The 17,545-nt window shown below is 65.0% G+C and carries 14 protein-coding genes; 9 read left to right on the top strand and 5 right to left on the bottom strand.

Annotation, left to right across the window (positions count from 1 at the left end):
• Positions 1-60: 60 nt before the first annotated feature.
• Positions 61-621, top strand: coding sequence for an ATP-dependent Clp protease proteolytic subunit (locus tag ACEN9F_RS04860; RefSeq protein WP_413418381.1), 561 nt, complete (start codon positions 61-63; stop codon positions 619-621).
• 49 nt (positions 622-670) lie between these two features.
• Here the strand turns inward: ACEN9F_RS04860 and ACEN9F_RS04855 are convergent, their stop codons facing one another.
• Together ACEN9F_RS04855 and ACEN9F_RS04850 are read right to left on the bottom strand one after the other, a co-directional pair.
• On the bottom strand, positions 671-874 hold the full coding sequence (locus ACEN9F_RS04855; RefSeq protein WP_413418379.1) for a hypothetical protein: 204 nt from the start codon (positions 872-874) through the stop codon (positions 671-673).
• 157 nt (positions 875-1,031) lie between these two features.
• Positions 1,032-2,714: a methyl-accepting chemotaxis protein gene (locus ACEN9F_RS04850; RefSeq protein WP_413418377.1), complete on the bottom strand. Its 1,683-nt coding sequence runs from the start codon at positions 2,712-2,714 to the stop codon at positions 1,032-1,034.
• A gap of 227 nt (positions 2,715-2,941) precedes the next feature.
• On the opposite strand from ACEN9F_RS04850, the gene ACEN9F_RS04845 reads away from it, so the two are divergent.
• Entirely contained in the window at positions 2,942-5,560 is a 2,619-nt protein-coding gene (locus ACEN9F_RS04845; RefSeq protein ID WP_413418375.1) for a DUF1631 family protein, read from the top strand.
• A 2-nt stretch (positions 5,561-5,562) separates the two neighbouring features.
• On the opposite strand, the gene ACEN9F_RS04840 is transcribed toward ACEN9F_RS04845, so the two are convergent.
• The gene (locus ACEN9F_RS04840; RefSeq protein ID WP_413418373.1) at positions 5,563-6,228 is read right to left on the bottom strand and encodes a LysE family translocator; all 666 of its coding nucleotides are present in this window, start codon (positions 6,226-6,228) and stop codon (positions 5,563-5,565) included.
• Between the two features lie 21 nt (positions 6,229-6,249).
• On the bottom strand, positions 6,250-6,873 hold the full coding sequence (locus ACEN9F_RS04835) for a glutathione S-transferase family protein (RefSeq protein ID WP_413418371.1): 624 nt from the start codon (positions 6,871-6,873) through the stop codon (positions 6,250-6,252).
• Between the two features lie 120 nt (positions 6,874-6,993).
• Here ACEN9F_RS04835 and ACEN9F_RS04830 point away from each other — a divergent pair, with 120 nt between their 5' ends.
• From ACEN9F_RS04830 to ACEN9F_RS04800, 7 genes are all read left to right on the top strand, one after another.
• On the top strand, positions 6,994-7,617 hold the full coding sequence (locus tag ACEN9F_RS04830) for a phosphatase PAP2 family protein (RefSeq protein WP_413418369.1): 624 nt from the start codon (positions 6,994-6,996) through the stop codon (positions 7,615-7,617).
• A gap of 72 nt (positions 7,618-7,689) precedes the next feature.
• On the top strand, positions 7,690-11,217 hold the full coding sequence (smc, locus tag ACEN9F_RS04825; RefSeq protein WP_413418367.1) for a chromosome segregation protein SMC: 3,528 nt from the start codon (positions 7,690-7,692) through the stop codon (positions 11,215-11,217).
• Complete coding sequence (locus ACEN9F_RS04820) at positions 11,214-12,362, top strand: cell division protein ZipA C-terminal FtsZ-binding domain-containing protein (protein WP_413418365.1); 1,149 nt, start codon at positions 11,214-11,216, stop codon at positions 12,360-12,362. The genes smc and ACEN9F_RS04820 overlap by 4 nt, the downstream gene beginning before the upstream one ends.
• Positions 12,363-12,376: 14 nt before the next feature.
• On the top strand, positions 12,377-14,710 hold the full coding sequence (ligA, locus tag ACEN9F_RS04815) for an NAD-dependent DNA ligase LigA (protein WP_413418363.1): 2,334 nt from the start codon (positions 12,377-12,379) through the stop codon (positions 14,708-14,710).
• A 3-nt stretch (positions 14,711-14,713) separates the two neighbouring features.
• Complete coding sequence (gene galU, locus ACEN9F_RS04810) at positions 14,714-15,610, top strand: UTP--glucose-1-phosphate uridylyltransferase GalU (RefSeq protein WP_413418361.1); 897 nt, start codon at positions 14,714-14,716, stop codon at positions 15,608-15,610.
• 2 nt (positions 15,611-15,612) lie between these two features.
• Positions 15,613-16,149: a peptide deformylase gene (def, locus tag ACEN9F_RS04805; RefSeq protein WP_413426971.1), complete on the top strand. Its 537-nt coding sequence runs from the start codon at positions 15,613-15,615 to the stop codon at positions 16,147-16,149.
• A gap of 3 nt (positions 16,150-16,152) precedes the next feature.
• Positions 16,153-17,118 carry an ion channel gene (locus ACEN9F_RS04800; protein ID WP_413418359.1) on the top strand — a complete coding sequence of 322 codons (966 nt, stop codon included), beginning with the start codon at positions 16,153-16,155 and terminating at the stop codon, positions 17,116-17,118.
• Here ACEN9F_RS04800 and ACEN9F_RS04795 read toward each other — a convergent pair.
• A complete protein-coding gene (locus ACEN9F_RS04795; RefSeq protein ID WP_413418357.1) occupies positions 17,115-17,540 on the bottom strand; it encodes a hypothetical protein in 426 nt (141 codons plus the stop codon). The genes ACEN9F_RS04800 and ACEN9F_RS04795 overlap by 4 nt on opposite strands.
• Between the last annotated feature and the right edge of the window lie 5 nt (positions 17,541-17,545).

The following is a 17,545-nucleotide window of genomic DNA, read 5'->3' as shown; positions in this document are numbered from 1 at the left end:
AAAAAGGCCCGAAAATCAACTATTTGCTAGAATAAATCACACTTATTCGAGAGCCCAGCCATGAGCCAAGACCAAACCAATTCCGAGGGCCACGCGTGGTTCACCCTGTCCGGCGACGTAAACAGCGATATGGTCCGCCGCGTCTTCGACGCCGTCGCGGACATGACCGAGGACCGCATCACCACGGCCCACATCCTGATCCAGTCCAACGGCGGCTACGTCAGCGATGGCATCTGCCTGTACAACTACCTGAGCAAATTGCCGATCAAGATCATCACCTACAACGCCGGCGCGGTGGCGTCGATCGCGGTGGTGCTGTTCCTGGCCGGCGCCGAGCGCTACGCCAGCGACACGGCGCGCTTCATGGTGCACAAGTCGCATGCCAGCGCGCCGCACGGCGCCCGTCCGGACGCCTTGCGCATCATCGTCGAGGGCTTGCAGGCGGACGACGCCCGCACCGAGCAGATCCTGCGCCAGCATGTGCGGCTGAGCGAAGACCACTGGCGCACGCACGAGTATTCGGACCTGCACCTGACGGCGAGCGAGGGCTTGAAAGTGGGAATGATCACGCAGGTGAGGGACTTCGTGCCGCCGAGCGGCGAGCGGGTCACCAACATCTAGGAAGGCGATGCGGCGCCGGCAGGACGCCGCATGACCGCTGCTTGTCTACCTAGCGGTTTTTGTCGCCCGATTGCTTGTTGCCGTCGTTTTTGTGGCTTTGACGGCCGGCTTCCACGTGCTGCTCATGGGTGCCGCCTTGCGTACCGCTGCCGCTGCGCGACGTGCCGCTGGACGAGCCCTGGCTGCCCGATTGCTTGCTGCTGCCTTGGTTAGAGCCCTGCTTGCTACTGCCACCTTTTTGATTCGCGTTCATTTTGATTCCTTTACGAAAGTGAAAGAACGTACTCGCCAGGAGCGCACCGGTATTGGATACCCGACGCGTTTCAGCAGTGGCAATGATGCGATTTCGTTCTCGCTATCGGTATCGGAATTCTCCTTGGTGGCTTGTAGGAGCATGCCTTGCTGGTCTCCTAAAACTCTTCCCATTCGACTTCCTTGCTCTTGCGGGCGCTTGCCGGCGACAACGCCGGCGCGTTGCGCGGCGTTTTGGCGGCACGCGCCGAGCGTGGTTCGGCAATGTTGTCCGCCAGCGGCGCCGCTGCCGGCGCCGTTCCCGGCGCCACGAAGGCGCCGATGGCCTGGCTGAGCTTGCCGGTCTCGCTGCGCATCGAGGCTGCCGCCGCAGCAGCCTGCTCCACCAGCGCGGCGTTTTGCTGGGTGGCCTGATCCATCGCCGAGATCGCCTGATTGACTTGCTCCAGCCCGGCGGTCTGCTCGGCGCTGGCGTCGGCGATCTCGCCGATCAGGCCGGTCACGCGCTTGACGCTGCCGACCACTTCCTCCATCGTGTTGCGGGCCTGGTCGGCCAGCTGCGTGCCGAGCACCACCTTGTCGACCGAATCGTCGATCAGCTCCTTGATCTCCTTGGCCGCCGCCGCACTGCGCTGGGCCAGGTTGCGCACCTCGGACGCCACCACCGCGAAGCCGCGTCCCTGTTCGCCGGCGCGGGCCGCTTCCACCGCAGCGTTCAGCGCCAGGATATTGGTCTGGAAGGCGATGCCGTCGATGACGCCGATGATTTCGGCGATCTTCTTCGAGCTCTCGTTAATCGAGGCCATCGTGCCCACCACCTGCGCCACGTCGCCGCCGCCGCGCACCGCCACGGCCGACGCCGACAGCGCCAGCTGGTTGGCCTGCACCGCGTGCTCGGCGTTCTGCTTGACGGTCGCGGTCAGCTGTTCCATCGACGATGCGGTTTCCTCCAGCGCGCCGGCCTGCTGTTCGGTGCGGGCCGACAGATCGAGGTTGCCGTCGGCGATTTCCGACGCCGCGCCGCCGAGGGCGCGGGCGCCGTCCTGCACCTGGCCGATGATGGCCAGCAGGTTGTCGTTCATTTGCTGCATCGCCTGCAGCAACTTGCCGGTCTGGTTGCTGGAATGCACCTCGATGCGTGTGCTGAGGTCGCCGCCGGCAATGCGCTGGGCCACCAGCATGGCCTGCTGCAGAGGCGCGGAGATCGAGCGCGCCAGCCACAAGGCCAGCAGCGCGCCGCCGGCGATGGCCATGGCGAGCAGGCTGAAGGTGATGACGCTGGCGCCGGCGTAGAGCGTATCCGCCACGCGCGCCGCCTCCTGGCTGGCTTGCATGCCGCCGGCCAGCAGCTTGCCGAGTTGGCCGTTCAGGCTGTCCAGCAATTGCTGCGAACTGCCCTTGAGGACGGCCCTGGCTTCGTCCTGCTTGCCGTCGCGGGCGAATGCGGCCAGCTTGTCGTGCTCCGCCAGATAGGCGGTCGCCAGCCGCTGCAGTTCCTCCGCCTGGGGCTGCGCCGGCCCTTCGCCCAGCACGCGGGCCAGTTGTTCGCTGTTGCCGCGAAAAGCCGAGGCGGCATTGTTCAGTTTTTGCGCGGCGTCGTCGATACTATCCTTGTCACCGGCGATAACGTGGTCCAGCTTGCGCAGTTCCAGCAAATCGTTGCGCAGCGACAGCACGGCGATGGTCTGCGGCAGCCATTTGCCGGACAATTCGGATGACGCATGGTTGATGGCGCTCATGCGCGACAGCGCGCTCAGGCCCAGCAGCGCCGTCAGGCTGAGCACGATGGCGAAGGCGGCCAGCAGTTTGCTGGACGTTTCGAGCTGATGCAGGAATTTCATGGGGCATCCTTGGTGGCTAGGGCGGTCGGGCAGGCTGAGTTTGTTATGTTAAGGAAACTTCAACCTTGCCCATTGAGCCCCATCAACACCGGGCTTGCGCCAAAAGCAGTTGCTGGAAATCAGTAAAATACGCGAAAAATTGCACATTCTTAGTTTCCTTGTATTGCCTTATGGAAAGACTGTGTAAGAATGCGGTATACGGAACACTTTATCTCTTCAGGTCAGACATGGTTGCCACTCCTACAACGCCCGCATCGCCGAAAAAGACGGTTACGCCGCGGCATGCCTTGCTGGAGGATTTGATCGGCATCGCGCTCAAGCATGCGGGCGACCAGTATCTGGACCTGGCCACCAAGCTGGCCGGGGCGCTGATCGATGCCACCGACGGCGACACGCGCGCCATCCAGGCCCGGCTGCGCGCCGGCAACCAGTTGCGCAACCGGAATTTTGCCTTCCTGCATTTGGCCACCAGCACGCTGGAAAAGGCGCTGCGGCGCGAGATCGCCGAGCTGGCGCCGGCCGCCAAGGGCAAAGGCACGGGGGGCGAGAGCGGGCCGTTGTCGCTGGTGCCGTTCGAGGAAATGGATACCAAGGTGGCGCTGGGCGGCGTCAGCAAGCCGTTCGAAACGTTGTATGCCGATCAATTGCAGACGCTGAATGTGCGGCTGGCTTTCCTGCTGGACCGCGACATCTTGCGCGGCAGCCAGAACCCGTTCCGGCCAGAGGTGTTCCTGGTCGCCCTGCAGCAGGCCTGGGCCGAGTTCGATACCGAGCCGGAATCCGCGCCGCTGCTGCAGCCGATGATCAAGCCGGGCATGTTCATTGAACTGGGCCCGATGCTGGATGCCTTGAACCTGGCTTTGCAGAGCAAGGGCGTGCTGCCGGGCTCGGTCGATGGCTACAAGGGCCGCAAGGCGGATGCCTCCAAGGCCGCGCCGTCGCGCGCGCGCAGCAACCAGGCGGCGCTGGCGCAGCAGTTGCGGCAATTCTTCGCCTCCAGCGACGTGGCCGGGTCGGCCGCCGGCGAGATCGTCGACGGCATCGCCGGCGGCATCATCCAGAGCGCAGGCGGCAATATCGACCTGAGTATTCCGGATTTGCCGATGTCGGCGCTGACGGCGGGCAGCACCTGGGTGCCGAACGGCGCGCAGGCGGGCGCCCCGGCGGCGGGCGCTCATGTGGCAGGCGCTCAGTCGGTGGCGGCAGCGCAGCAGGTGGCTGGCGCCGTGCCGGCCGGCATGGTCATGGTGGCAGGAGCGCCGGGCGCGGTCGGCGTGGCGGGCGGATTCGTGCCGGCGGCTGGCGTGCTGATGCCTGCCGGCGCGGTGCAAGGCGAAGGCGGCGTATGGGTGCAAGGTCCGGCACAAGGCTTCCAGGGCGGCGTCATGAGCAATGAAGACGCGCAACGCCTGTCGCAGATCGGCGGCAAGCAACCGCTGCTGGCATATCTGGCGCAGCTGCAAAAGGCCGTGCCGTATGAATCGATCGGCAGCCTGGGCGCAATGGCTGGCACCGCCGGAGTCGTCGGCGCCGCCGCACCGGCCGGCGAGACGGCAGAATCGGCCAAGGTCTTCTACCTGCCGAACATCAAGCAGAGCATGCCGCAAGGCAGCTTGTCGCGTAACGACGAAAGCACCATCGACCTGCTGTCGGCGGTGTTCGACACGGTGTTCCGCGACCAGAACATCTCGCAGGAAATCCGCGACCTGATCCGCTTCCTGCAAATCCCGGTGCTGAAGGCCGCGCTGGTCGACAAGGATTTCTTCTTCCAAGATGCCCATCCTGCGCGCCGCCTGATCGACCTGCTGTCGCGCATGGGCTGGGAGCAGCGCAAGGGGCCGGACGATCCGCTGTTCCAGGCCATGCAGCGCAGCGTCGACCGTGTCGGCCGCGACTACGATCATGAACTGTCGGTGTTCACCGAAGCCGTCAGCGAACTGGAAGCGTCGATCCAGGCCGAGGAGCGCGCCGCCGCGACCGCCATCTCCGCGCCGATCGCCGCCGCGCTGAAGCAGGAAAAGATGGCGGAGTCGACCAAGCTGGCCAAGAACGCCGTAGCCTTGCGCATCGGCACCGGCGAGGTGATCGCCGTGGTCGAGGCTTTCCTGGAGCAGCGCTGGGTATCGGTGCTGACCGTGGCCTACAGCATCGAGGACGACAAGCCGGGCGCCGTCAACAACGCCACCAAGACCATGGACGAACTGATCTGGAGCGTGCGACCGAAGCTGAACGCCGACGACCGCAAGCAGCTGATCGCCAAGCTGCCGGGGCTGCTATCCCAGCTGAACAAATGGCTGGACGTCATCAAGTGGCAGGACGCCGACCGTTTGCAATTCTTTGCCGAGCTGGCCGAATGCCACGCCTCGATCGTGCGCGCGCCGATCGAGATGTCGCCGGAACGCCAGCTGGAGATCTCGATGCAGGTAGCGCAGCAGGCCGCCGAACGCCGCCTGGAATTGCAGGCCAAGGCCGAGGCCGAGGAAAAGGCCGCCGCCGAAGCGCGCGCCCAGCAGCAATCCGCGCCGGATCCCGATGAGGAAGACGCCATCATCGAAGTCGACGGCCTGGCGCGCGGCATGTGGCTGGAGTTCGAGCAGGAGGACGGCAGCAGCCGCAAGGTCAAGTTGGCGTGGATCAGTCCGTTGCGCACGCTGTACATCTTCTCGACCGCAGCGCGGCAGGAAGCGTTCTCGATGTCCGGCGAGCAGCTGGCCCAGCGCTTCCGCGAGCACACCGCGCAAGTGGTGCGCAACGAAGGCGTGGTCGCCGTCGCCCTGTCCCAGGCCCTGGCCCGCGCCGCCGACAACGACGCCTCCATCGACCCTCCGGCCTCCGCCTTCGGCTAAATCTATTTGGAATGCGTCAAGCTGAGCAGGGCGCCGCCCATGCCGACGAAGATGACGGCGGTGCCGCGCTTGGCCAGGCGCGAGCGGGCCGCGCTGTGCTTGACGCTGCGCTTGAGCCATGCGGCGCAGGCGACGTAGAAGAAGTGCGAAATCAGCGTGCAGGCGGTGAAGGTCGAGGTCAGCAGCAGGAACCGCACCGGATCGATATGGTCCGGCGGCATGAACTGCGGGAACACCGCCGTGAAGAACAAAATCGCCTTCGGATTGCTGACCGCGACCAGCAGGCCGCTGCGGAAAGTGCTGAAACGGCTGGCTTCCACCGGCTTCGCGGCCGGGACATCGGCAGTGGCAGCGGCCGCAGCATCGGCTGGCGCGACGGCGACCGAGGCTTGGCGCCAAGTCTTGATGCCGAGGTAGACCAGGTAGGCGGCGCCGGCCAGCTTCAGCGCGCCGAAGGCGATGGCCGATGTCTTCAGCACCAGGCCGAGCCCGGCCACCGCCGTCGTGGCGACGATAAACACGCCCAGCGCATTGCCGGCCGAACTGTAAAACGCCCGCCGCGCTCCCTGTGTCGTGGCGGTGGAGATCGCCATGAGCACGCCCGGCCCCGGACTGAACGCCGCCGCCAGTGAAACCGATAAGAACAACAGCCAGGTCGATACAGTCATTGCAACATCTCCAGGTTAAGGTCAGGGCAGGCCGTTGCGGCCATGGGCGAGAAAGCCGGGGCGCTCGCTCAAACGTTCAAAATAGGCGGACACGGCAGGCAGCGCGGGGCGCTCCATCGGCACCGACAGCCAGCGGTTGACCGACAGGCCGAGCACGATATCGGCCAGGGTCAAGGTCTGGCCGCAAACATAGGCGCCGGTGGCGGCCAGTTGCGCATCGAGCATGGCCATCAGCCGGTTCCATTCCGCCGTGCTGGAAGCGATGGCGGCCGGATCGGCATGCGCCGGGCTGCACCGCACCAGTGCCATGAAGGCGTAGCGCCAGGAATTGTTCAGCTCCGTGGCTTGCCAATCCATCCACTTTTCCACTTGCGCCCGCGCCATCGGCTCGGCCGGCAGCAAGTCCGCGCGGCCATACTTGCCCGCCAGGTAGCGGCAGATGGTGTTCGATTCCCACAGGCTGCGGCCGTCGTCAACGATGACCGGCACCATGGCGTTGGGATTCATGCGCAGGAACTCCGGTGTGGCCGTCGGCAGGAATCCGGTGCCATACTGTTCCAGGGCGTAGGGCGCGCCGATTTCGGCGCACGTCCACAATACCTTGCGGACGTTGATCGAGGACGATTTTCCAAGTACGGTGAGCATGGCCAAGAGTATGCCACGGCGGAAAAACCGCCGCTGGAGGCCCCTTAATTCAGTTCTAACTGTTGTTGTTCGGCAATACTCGCTAGAATGCGGGTACACAGACTTAGAGGCGGCGAAACAATGATGTGGTGGCACGGTTTGGGCGTGTTGGGCAGTTTGGCGGTCACCGGTCCGATCGGGCTGGCGATTGCGATCTGGCTATTGGCCGGCAAGTCCTGGCGGCTGACGCTGACCTGGAGCCTGCTGTTCGGCGTCGGCATGGCGCTGGTGGTGGCGACCAAGATCGCCTTCATCGGTTGGGGCGTGGGCGTCGAGTCGGTGGCGTTCGCCGGCATCAGCGGCCATGCGATGCGGGCCGCGGCGGTGTTTCCGGTGGCGCTGTACCTGCTGGTCTACGGCGCAAGCAGGCCGGTGCGGCTGGCGGCGCTGGCGGCCGGCGGCGGGCTGACGGTGCTGATCGCGATCTCCCGCGTGAAGATCAACGCCCATTCGGTGTCGGAAGTGGTGACCGGCTGCCTGCTGGGCTTTACGGTGGCGGCGGCCTTCATCTGGTACGCCCGCTCCGGACGCGAGCTGGTGTTGAGCCGGGTGCTCGGCTTGCTGTGCCTGCCGGCCCTGCTGATTGCCCCGCGCATCGAACCGATTCCCACGGAATTATGGATTACCAAGGCCGCGCTGTATCTGGCTGGACACGAGCAGCCGCATATTCCCTACATCTGGCGCGCTCCACGCCCGTTAGACTAGCGTTTTTGGCCAGATTCCATGCGCAAAATGGTATTATTGTGAACTTTTACAGCCCACTATCCAGATAACAACGTGCGTTTATCTTCCATCAAATTGTCGGGATTTAAGTCTTTCGTCGATCCCACCAATTTCCAGGTGCCGGGTCAGTTGGTTGGCGTGGTTGGTCCCAATGGTTGCGGCAAGTCGAACATCATCGACGCCGTGCGCTGGGTGCTGGGCGAATCCAAGGCTTCCGAGCTGCGCGGCGAGTCCATGCAGGACGTCATTTTCAACGGCTCGACCCACCGCAAGCCGGCCGGGCGCGCGTCCGTGGAGCTGGTGTTCGACAACAACGACGGCAAGGCGTCCGGCCAGTGGGGCCAGTACGCCGAGATCGCGGTCAAGCGCACGTTGACGCGCGACGGCACGTCGACCTACTACATCAACGGCCAGCCGGTGCGCCGGCGCGACATCCAGGACATCTTCCTCGGCACCGGCCTCGGTCCGCGCGCCTACGCGATTATCGGCCAGGGCATGATCAGCCGTATCATCGAATCGCGGCCGGAAGAGTTGCGCGTGTTCCTGGAAGAGGCCGCTGGCGTCTCGAAGTACAAGGAGCGCCGCCGCGAGACGGAAAACCGCCTGCACGACACCCGCGAGAACCTGCTGCGCGTGGACGACATCCTGCGCGAGCTGAACTCCAACCTGGAGAAGCTGGAAGGCCAGGCCGCCGTGGCGACCAAGTTCCACCAGCTGCAATCGGACCAGGAAGAAAAGCAGAAGCTGCTCTGGCTGCTGCGCAAGGTCGAGGCCGAGACCGAGCAGAAGAAGTACTTCCGCGAAGTCGAGCAGGCCCAGAACGACCTGGAAGAACAAACCGCCAAGCTGCGCAACGTCGAGCTGTCGCTGGAACAGATGCGCCAGGCGCATTTTGCCGCCGGCGACCGCCTGCACACGGCGCAGGGCAGCCTGTACCAGACCAACGCCGAAATCGGCAGCCTGGAAGCGCAGATCAAGTTCGTCATCGAATCGCGCAGCCGCCTGCAGCAGCAGCTGGCCGCGCTGAGCGCGCAGCGCGACCAGTGGCAGCAGCAGGCCACCGAATACGGCGGCCAGATCGAGGAAGCCGAGTTCACGCTGGAAGAGCTGTCGGCCAAGGTCGAGCAGTCGCAGATGATGGCCGAGCAAAAGGCCGAGTCGCTGCCGATGCTGGAGCAGTCGTGGCGCGAGGCGCAGACCAGGAGCACCGAGTCGCGCGCCCGCATCATGCAGGCGCAGCAGCAACTGGAACTGGAATCGGCACACCAGCGCAACGCCAACAACATCCTCAACGGCCTGGCCGTGCGGCGCGAGCGCCTGCAGCAGGAGAAGAGCGGCTTGAGCCTGCCGGACAGTACGCATCTGGGCAATCTGCGCATGCAGCTGGAAGAGAAGCAGCAGGCGCTGGAAGAGCAGGGCTTCCTGCTGGAAGAGGCGCAGGAGCAGCAGCCGAAGCTGGAAGATGAGCGCCAGGCCGCGCAGCAGCAGGTCAACGCCGAGACGGCGGCCAACGCCCAGCTGGAAGCGCGCCTGAACGCGCTGCGCCAGATGCAGGAGCGCGTGCAGACGCAGGGCAAGGTCACGCCGTGGCTGCAAAAGCACGAGCTGGACTCGCTGCCGCGCCTGTGGCAAAAACTGAATATCGAATCCGGCTGGGAGACCGCGCTGGAATCCGTGCTGCGCGAGCGCACCTCGGCGCTGCAGATGTCGAACATCGAGTGGGCCAAGGCCTTCTTCAACGATGCGCCGCCGGCCAAGCTGGCGCTGTTCGCGCCGTCGACCGCGGTGCCGCCGGCGCCGGTGGAAGTGGCGGGTTTGAAGCCGTTCCTGAATCTGCTGAAGCTGAACGATCCCGGCCTGCGCGGTTTGCTGCAGGATTGGCTGCACAACGTCTACATCGCCGAAGACACGGCCGAAGCCTTCGCCGAACGCGCCAAGCTGCCGCCCGGCGCTTGCTTCGTCACGCGCCAGGGCCATGCCGTCACGCAGGGCAGCGTGCGTTTCTACGCCGCCGATTCCGAGCAGGACGGCATGCTGGGCCGCCAGCAGGAAATTGACAACATCACCAAGCAGCTGCGCGCGCAGCAGATGCTGGCCGACGAAGCGCGCGCCCGTTCGGTGCGCGCCGATGCCGCCGTCTCCGAATCGACGCGCCGGCTGACCGAATACCGCGCCAAGCTGCAAAGCCTGCAGTCGTCGGTGCATACGCTGCAACTGGATGTGGTCAAGCTGTCCGAGATCGAGGCGCGCTTCAACCAGCGCAGCAACCAGATCGAGACCGACCTGGCCGAAATCGGCGCGCAGGAAGAGGAGCAAACGCAGATCAAGATGGAGTCCGAGGAGAAGTTCGAGCAGCTCGATATGGAACTCGGCAATCTGCAGGGCGAGCATGAAGACGGCCAGACCGAATTCATGCAAAAGGAACAGCGCCTGGCCGATGCGCGCGAATCCTTGCGCGACCTGGAACGCACGGCGCAGGAAGTGCAGTTCGCGGAGAAATCCCAGCGCAGCAAGATCGAGGAATTCCGCCGCAGTATCGCCACCGCGACCGCGCAGGTGGTGCAGGTGACGGACAGCCTGGAAGCGGGCCGCATGGAGCTGGAGGGCCTGGAACAGGGCACCGCCAACGAGGGCCTGCAGGAGTTGCTGGACCGCCGCACCGAACAGGAGAAAGCGCTGTCCGACGCGCGCCACGAACTCGATCAGATCGCGCAGCAGCTGCGCATGTTCGAGGAAGGCCGCATGTCGACCGAGCGCGCGCTGCAGCCGCAGCGCGACAAGATCATGGAAATGCAGCTGAAGGAACAGGCCGCGCGCCTGAACCAGGAACAGTTCGCGGCCCAGTTGGCCGAAGTGCAGGCCGACGAGGCGGCGCTGTCCGAGAAGCTGCATCCCGATATGAAGGCCTCTTACCTGCAGGGCGAGGTGACGCGCCTGACCAATGCGATTTCGGCACTGGGCGCGGTCAACCTGGCGGCCCTGGACGAACTGGCGACCGCTTCCGAACGCAAGAACTTCCTCGATTCGCAGAACGCGGATTTGACCGAGGCGATCAACACGCTGGAAGACGCCATCGCCAGGATCGACAAGGAAACGCGCGATCTGCTGCAAGACACTTTCGACCGCGTCAACGGTCACTTCTCCGAGCTGTTCCCGATCCTGTTCGGCGGCGGCCAGGCGAAGCTGATCATGACCGGCGATGAAATTCTCGACTCCGGCGTGCAGGTCATGGCCCAGCCGCCGGGCAAGAAGAACGCCACCATTCACCTGCTGTCCGGCGGTGAGAAAGCGCTGACCGCAACGGCGCTGGTGTTCTCCATGTTCAGACTGAACCCGGCGCCGTTCTGCCTGCTCGACGAGGTCGACGCACCGCTGGACGACGCCAATACCGAACGATTCTGCCGGATGGTCAAGCGCATGTCCGACCATACCCAATTCCTCTTCATCTCGCACAACAAGATTGCGATGGAGATGGCCAACCAACTGATCGGTGTGACGATGCAAGAGCAGGGCGTATCGCGCATCGTGGCGGTGGATATGGAATCCGCCGCAAACTTCGCTTCCGAGGCACAAGCAGCATGACAGACCTTCAAATGAGTTTGATCGGAATCGCCGGCGTATTCGTCGCCGGCGTTTTCACGTACAACAAGATTCAGGAATACAAGGCCAAGAAAAGCGTGGAACGCGCCTTCTCGACCGATCATGACGATGTGCTGATGCGCACCGGCGATGCGCCGGCCGCCCGGCACGAGCCGGCGCGTCACGAGCCGAGCTTCTCGCTCGACAGCGCCACGCCAGGCCTGGCCGGCGGCGAAGCCTCGGCCGCGGCTGCCGCGCTGGGCGCGGTGGCGGCGGAATTCAGTACCGGCGACGCCGCCGATGAAGCGCTGACCGCGCGCGCCAACGCCGCCTCCGTGGCGGCGGCCGAACAGGCCACCGCGCTGGTCGATCCCTTGATCGATTGCCTGTTGCCGCTGGCGCTGGAAGGCGCGGCGCGCGGCGACAAGCTGCTGCCGGTGCTGCAGACGTTGCGCATGGTCGGCAACAAGCCGGTGCACTACATCGGCCTGGCCGTCAGCGGCGATTGGGAACCGATCGCGCACGGCGGCGTCTACACACGGCTGCAGGGCGGCGTGCAGCTGGCCAGCCGCAGCACCGCGCTGAACGAACTGGAATACTCGGAACTGGTGACCCGCCTGCGCGCGATGGCCGACGAAATCGGCGCCGAGCCGGAAATCCCGGACATGATCGAAGTGATGGCCGAAGCGCGCAACCTGCACCGCTTCGTCGCCGGCCACGACGCGCAGCTGGGCGTCAACCTGCAAACCAACGGCGCGCCGTGGGCGATCACGACGCTGCTGGGCGCACTGGAAAAACAAGGCTTCGACGTGCGTCCGGACGGCCGCTACGTGATGCCGGACGGCGACGGCGGCTTCCTGTTCTCGCTGTCGACCAACGTCACGCTGGCCGAGGAAACCACGCCGCGCCTGACGCTGCTGCTGGACGTGCCATGCGTGGCGCCGTCGCGCGACGGTTTCGGCGCGATGGTGGCCTGCGCCAAATCGCTGGTGGGCCGCCTCGACGCGACCATCGTCGACGATTACAACCAGCCCTTGTCGGATGCCGCACTGGGCGAGATCGCCGGCCAGGTGCAGGATTTCTATGCCGAGATGAACGACGCCGATATCCCGGCCGGTTCCACCCGCGCATTGCGTTTGTTTAGCTGATCCAGGAAGTAGCAATGACAGAAGTGGATTACAAAGCGCGCATCGTATCGTTGAGCGCTGAGCTGAACAAGCACCTGCACGCCTATCACGTTGAAGACGCGCCCACCATCCCGGACGCGGAGTACGACAAGCTGTTTATCGAGCTGCAAAAGCTCGAGGAAGAACACCCGGAGCTGGCGCTCGACGACTCGCCGACCAGGCGCGTGGGCGCGGCGCCGCTGCCGCAGTTCGACCAGGTCACGCATACGGTGCCGATGCTGTCGCTGAACAACGGCTTCACCGAAGAGGATATCGAGAACTTCGACCGCCGCGTGCGCGAAGGCCTCGACGCGGCGGCCGCCGTGGAATACGCGGCCGAAGTCAAATACGACGGCCTGGCGATCAACCTGCGCTATGTGAACGGCTTGCTGGTGCAGGCCGCCACGCGCGGCGACGGCTATACCGGCGAGGACGTCACCGCCAATATCCGCACCATCCGTTCGCTTCCGCTGCGCCTGAAGACCGACACGCCGCCGTCCATCCTCGATGTGCGCGGCGAAGTGCTGATGTTCAAGAGCGACTTCGAAGCAATGAACGCGCGCCAGCGCGAAGCCGGCCAGAAGGAGTTCGTCAATCCGCGCAACGCGGCGGCGGGCAGCCTGCGCCAGCTCGATTCGCGCATCACCGCTTCGCGCAAGCTGAGCTTCTTCGCATATGGCGTCGGTGCGCTGGAAGGCGCGGAGATGCCGCTGTCGCATTCCGCGCTGCTGGGCTGGTATCGCGAGCTCGGCCTGCCGGTGGCGAAAGAGGCCAGCGTGGTGCGCGGCTACGACGGCCTGATGGCGTACTACAAGGCGATCGGCGAAGCCCGCCCGACGATGCCGTACGAGATCGACGGCGTGGTCTACAAGGCCAATTCGCTGCAGGACCAGCGCACGCTGGGCTTCGTGTCGCGCGCGCCGCGTTTCGCGCTGGCGCACAAGTTCCCGGCCGAAGAGGCGCTGACCACCGTGCTGGCGATCGAGGTGCAGGTCGGCCGTACCGGCGCGATCACGCCGGTGGCGCGGCTGGCGTCGGTGTTCGTCGGCGGCGTCAACGTCACCAACGCCACGCTGCATAACGAAGATGAGGTGCGCCGCAAGGATGTACGCATCGGCGACACGGTGATCGTGCGCCGCGCCGGCGACGTGATCCCGGAAGTGCTGGCCGTGGTGCTGGAGCGCCGGCCGTCGCCGGAGCCGGAATCCTATGTGCTGCCCAAGACCTGCCCGGTGTGCGGCTCGCACGTGGTGCGGGAAGAGGGCGAGGCGATCGCGCGCTGCTCCGGCGGCTTGTTCTGCTCGGCGCAACGCAAGGAGGCGATACGCCACTTCGCCGGCCGCCGCATGATGGACATCGAAGGCCTGGGCGACCGCTATATCGATAACCTGGTCGAACACGGCAAGGTGCAGCGCGTGGCCGATCTGTACGCGCTGAAGCTGGACGACCTGCTGGAAATGAAGCGCCTGGCCGATGAACGTGACGGCACGACGCCGGAGACTGTCGCGCAGGGCAAGATCGCCACCAAGTGGGCGGACAACCTGCTGGAGGCCATCGCCGCCAGCAAGAATCCGCCGCTGGAGCGCATGCTGTTCGCGCTCGGCATTCGCCACGTCGGCGAATCGACCGCGAAGACGCTGGCCGAATGGCTGGGCCGCTTCGACCTGATACGCCGCGTGCCGGCGGCGCTGCTGCGCGTGCTGCCCGATATCGGCGGCACGGTGGCGGAATCGATCGCCGACTTCTTCGCCGAGCCGAAGAACCAGGAAGCCATCGACGCGCTGCTGGCTGCCGGCGTGGCGCCGCAAGGCGAACACGCGCCGAGCGCCAAGCTGCGCGAGAAGCTGGACATGGTCAAGCTGATGGCCGCGCTGGCGATCCCGAAACTGACCGAGCCTCGCAGCAAGCAGTTGTTCGAGCAGGACGTGACGCTGGAAGTGCTGGCGCACCTGCCGGTGTTCACGGTATTCGGTCTGCCTGCCGCCGTGGCGGAATCGCTGGAAGCCTGGATGGCGCAGCCCGGCCACAAGCAACAGCTGATCGCCCTGCACAAGCTGCGCGAGGACCTGCTGGCGCAGTTGCCGGAACAGGCGGCGGAAGGCCCGCAGACCGGCAAGACCTTTGTGCTGACCGGTACGCTGCCGAACCTGAGCCGCGACCAGGCAGCCGCCATGATCGAAGCGCAGGGCGGCAAGGTCTCCGGCTCGGTGTCCAAGAAAACCCATTACCTGGTCGCCGGCGCCGACGCCGGCAGCAAGCTGGCCAAGGCGCAGGAACTCGAAGTCACCATCCTTGACGAAGCAGGTCTGCTGGCGCTGTTGGAAAAGTAGAACATGTCAAAAATCAGAAAAGCCGTATTCCCGGTGGCCGGTTTCGGCAGCCGTTTCCTGCCCGCGACCAAGGCGCAGCCGAAGGAGATGCTGCCCATCGTCGACAAGCCGCTGATCCAATATGCGGTGGAGGAGGCGGTGGCTGCCGGCATCACCGACATGGTGTTCATCACCGGCCGCAACAAGCGCGCCATCGAGGACCATTTCGACAAAGCCTACGAGCTGGAGTCGGAACTGGAAGCGGCCAACAAGCAGCATCTGCTGGAGCTGGTGCGGACCGTCATCCCGAAAAACATCAACTGCATCTACATCCGCCAGTCCGAGCCGCTGGGCCTGGGCCATGCGGTGCTGTGCGCGCGCCCGGTGATCGGCGACGAGCCGTTCGCCGTGCTGCTGGCCGACGACTTCATGGACACCGACGACGGCGTCAAGCCGGTGCTGGCGCAGATGACCGAGCTGTATGAGCGTGAGCGCAGCAGCATCCTGGCGGTGCAGGAAGTGGCCCGCGAAGCGACGCGCCAGTACGGCATCGTCAGCGCCTCGCCGTATCTGCCCAAGCTGGAGACGGTGCATGGCATCGTCGAGAAACCTGCGCCGGACCAGGCGCCGTCCACGCTGGCCGTGGTGGGGCGCTATGTGCTGACCGGCCGCATCTTCGATTACCTGGAAAACCTCGGCAGCGGCGCCGGTGGCGAGATCCAGCTGACCGACGGCATCGCCGCGCTGATGCGCGACGAGCGCGTGCTGGCCTACCGCTACGATGGCACGCGCTACGATTGCGGCTCCAAGCTGGGCTACCTGAAGGCGACGACGGCGATGGGCCTCAAGCACCTGGAAACCGGCGAGGAGTATTGCCAGTTCCTGCGCGAGATACAATGCGAGACGAATAAAGGAGGCTGATGATGGCTGTACGTGAAATCCTGAAGATGGGCGATCCGCGCCTGCTGCGCGTGGCGGAGCCGGTGACCGAGTTCGATACGCCGGCCATGCGCGAGCTGATCGCCGATATGTTCGACACCATGCACGCGGCCAATGGCGCGGGCCTGGCGGCGCCGCAGATCGGCGTCAACCTGCAACTGGTGATCTACGGTTTCAAGCAGAACCCGCGCTACCCGGATGCGCCCCAGGTGCCGGAAACGGTATTGATCAATCCTGTGCTGACGCCGCTGTCGGACGAAAAGGAAGAGGGCTTCGAAGGCTGCTTGTCGGTGCCCGGGCTGCGCGGCAGCGTGCCGCGCTGGACCCGGTTGCGCTACGAAGGCGTGGACCAGTTCAACCAGCCGATCGCGCGCGACGTGGACGGCTTCCATGCGCGCGTGGTGCAGCACGAGGTGGATCATCTGCTCGGCATGCTGTATCCGATGCGCATCACCGACTTCTCCAGGTTCGGCTTTACCGAGGTGATGTTCCCCGACCTCGATCCCAACGACGACGATTAACATATGAGCGACCACCCGGTGCGCCAGCCCGCGCAGACCAGCAAGCGGCCCAAGGTGGGTAATGTGCGCGGTGTGTTCCAGATGGGTACGTCGCAGATCCAGCGGGTCGGCATCAGCCGCTGGCACTGGGGCGACATCTACCATTGGATGCTGACCGTCAGCTGGCCGCGCTTCCTGCTGCTGATCGGCGCGCTGTACTTCGTCACCAACCTGCTGTTCGCGCTGGCGTTCTTCGTGGTGCCGGGATCGATCTCCAATGCGCGTCCCGGCTACTTCCCGGACTGCGTGTTCTTCTCGATCGAGACGCTGGCCACCGTCGGCTACGGCTATATGAATCCGGCGACCACTTACGGCCATATCGTGGCGTCCACCGAAATCCTGCTCGGGATGGTGGAGGTGGCTGCGGTGACCGGCCTGTTGTTCGCGCGCTTCTCGCGGCCGACGTCGCGCATTGTGTTTTCCGATGTCGCCGTGGTGACGCCGTTCAACGGCGTGCCGACCCTGATGCTGCGTACCGGGAACGAGCGCGCCAACCTGATACTGGAGGCCTCGGTGCGGGCTTCGCTGGTGCGGCGCGAGACCACGCTGGAAGGCCAGATATTCACGCGCTTTTATGATCTGAAGCTGGAGCGCGAAAACTCCGGCGTGTTCGCGCTGACCTGGACCATCATGCATAAGATCGACGAATCCAGCCCGCTGTTCGGCAAGACGCAGGAGGATTTGCAGCGGGAGGGGACGACCTTGGCGGTGGCCATGTCCGGTACCGACGACACGCTCAACGACTTCGTGCACGCGCGCCAGACGTACGCGGCGGAACATATCTTCTTTAACCATCACTTTGCCGACATCATGTCGGACAAGCTGGAAGGGAATGTGCGCATCCTCGACTACCGGAAATTCCACGACATCTACCCGGATGGCAGCGCCGGCGGCGCCATGCCCGGCGCGGCGCTGGCGCACCCTGCCTAGGTTTCCGCGCCCAGCAGGTCGCGGGCGTTCAGCAGCGCGTAGACGATATCGGGATTCCTGCGGAAGCAGCGGCGCACGGCGGCTGGCAGGTTCTCGCGCGTGCGGCGGCACAGGCCGGGCTGTTCGACCAGCTTGATCGACAAGCCCATGACGGTGCTGACGCCGTGCGCGCTGGGCGTGATCGTCAGCTTGATGCCCAACTGTTCAAGGATGCGCTGCTCGATGCGGCCCAGTTCCTCGTAGGTGGCGATGGCTTCGATGCGTTCGATCAGCACCTTCTCCTGATCGCGCGTCAGGCGCAGCACGCGAATGTCGGTGTCGTCGGGCGCGCTGTCCCAGGCCTCCAGCAAATCCTCGCGCCCGCACTCGCAGGCGCCGGGCGGGCACTCTTTACGAATCGGAAAAGGCAGGGCTTGGGGCATGGCGC

The sequence above is a fragment of the Duganella sp. CT11-25 genome, assembly GCF_047302815.1.
In the GTDB taxonomy this organism is placed as follows: Bacteria; Pseudomonadota; Gammaproteobacteria; order Burkholderiales; family Burkholderiaceae_D; genus Rugamonas.
This window is presented reverse-complemented; position numbering and strand designations above follow the sequence as displayed.

Excerpts from the sequence above, each read along its gene's own strand:
- ACEN9F_RS04860 (WP_413418381.1), top strand. The coding sequence starts at position 61 with ATGAGCCAAGACCAAACCAATTCCGAGGGCCACGCGTGGTTCACCCTG.
- ACEN9F_RS04855 (WP_413418379.1), bottom strand. The coding sequence starts at position 874 with ATGAACGCGAATCAAAAAGGTGGCAGTAGCAAGCAGGGCTCTAACCAA.
- ACEN9F_RS04850 (WP_413418377.1), bottom strand. The coding sequence starts at position 2,714 with ATGAAATTCCTGCATCAGCTCGAAACGTCCAGCAAACTGCTGGCCGCC.
- ACEN9F_RS04845 (WP_413418375.1), top strand. The coding sequence starts at position 2,942 with ATGGTTGCCACTCCTACAACGCCCGCATCGCCGAAAAAGACGGTTACG.
- ACEN9F_RS04840 (WP_413418373.1), bottom strand. The coding sequence starts at position 6,228 with ATGACTGTATCGACCTGGCTGTTGTTCTTATCGGTTTCACTGGCGGCG.
- ACEN9F_RS04835 (WP_413418371.1), bottom strand. The coding sequence starts at position 6,873 with ATGCTCACCGTACTTGGAAAATCGTCCTCGATCAACGTCCGCAAGGTA.
- ACEN9F_RS04830 (WP_413418369.1), top strand. The coding sequence starts at position 6,994 with ATGATGTGGTGGCACGGTTTGGGCGTGTTGGGCAGTTTGGCGGTCACC.
- ACEN9F_RS04820 (WP_413418365.1), top strand. The coding sequence starts at position 11,214 with ATGACAGACCTTCAAATGAGTTTGATCGGAATCGCCGGCGTATTCGTC.
- ligA (WP_413418363.1), top strand. The coding sequence starts at position 12,377 with ATGACAGAAGTGGATTACAAAGCGCGCATCGTATCGTTGAGCGCTGAG.
- galU (WP_413418361.1), top strand. The coding sequence starts at position 14,714 with ATGTCAAAAATCAGAAAAGCCGTATTCCCGGTGGCCGGTTTCGGCAGC.
- def (WP_413426971.1), top strand. The coding sequence starts at position 15,613 with ATGGCTGTACGTGAAATCCTGAAGATGGGCGATCCGCGCCTGCTGCGC.
- ACEN9F_RS04800 (WP_413418359.1), top strand. The coding sequence starts at position 16,153 with ATGAGCGACCACCCGGTGCGCCAGCCCGCGCAGACCAGCAAGCGGCCC.
- ACEN9F_RS04795 (WP_413418357.1), bottom strand. The coding sequence starts at position 17,540 with ATGCCCCAAGCCCTGCCTTTTCCGATTCGTAAAGAGTGCCCGCCCGGC.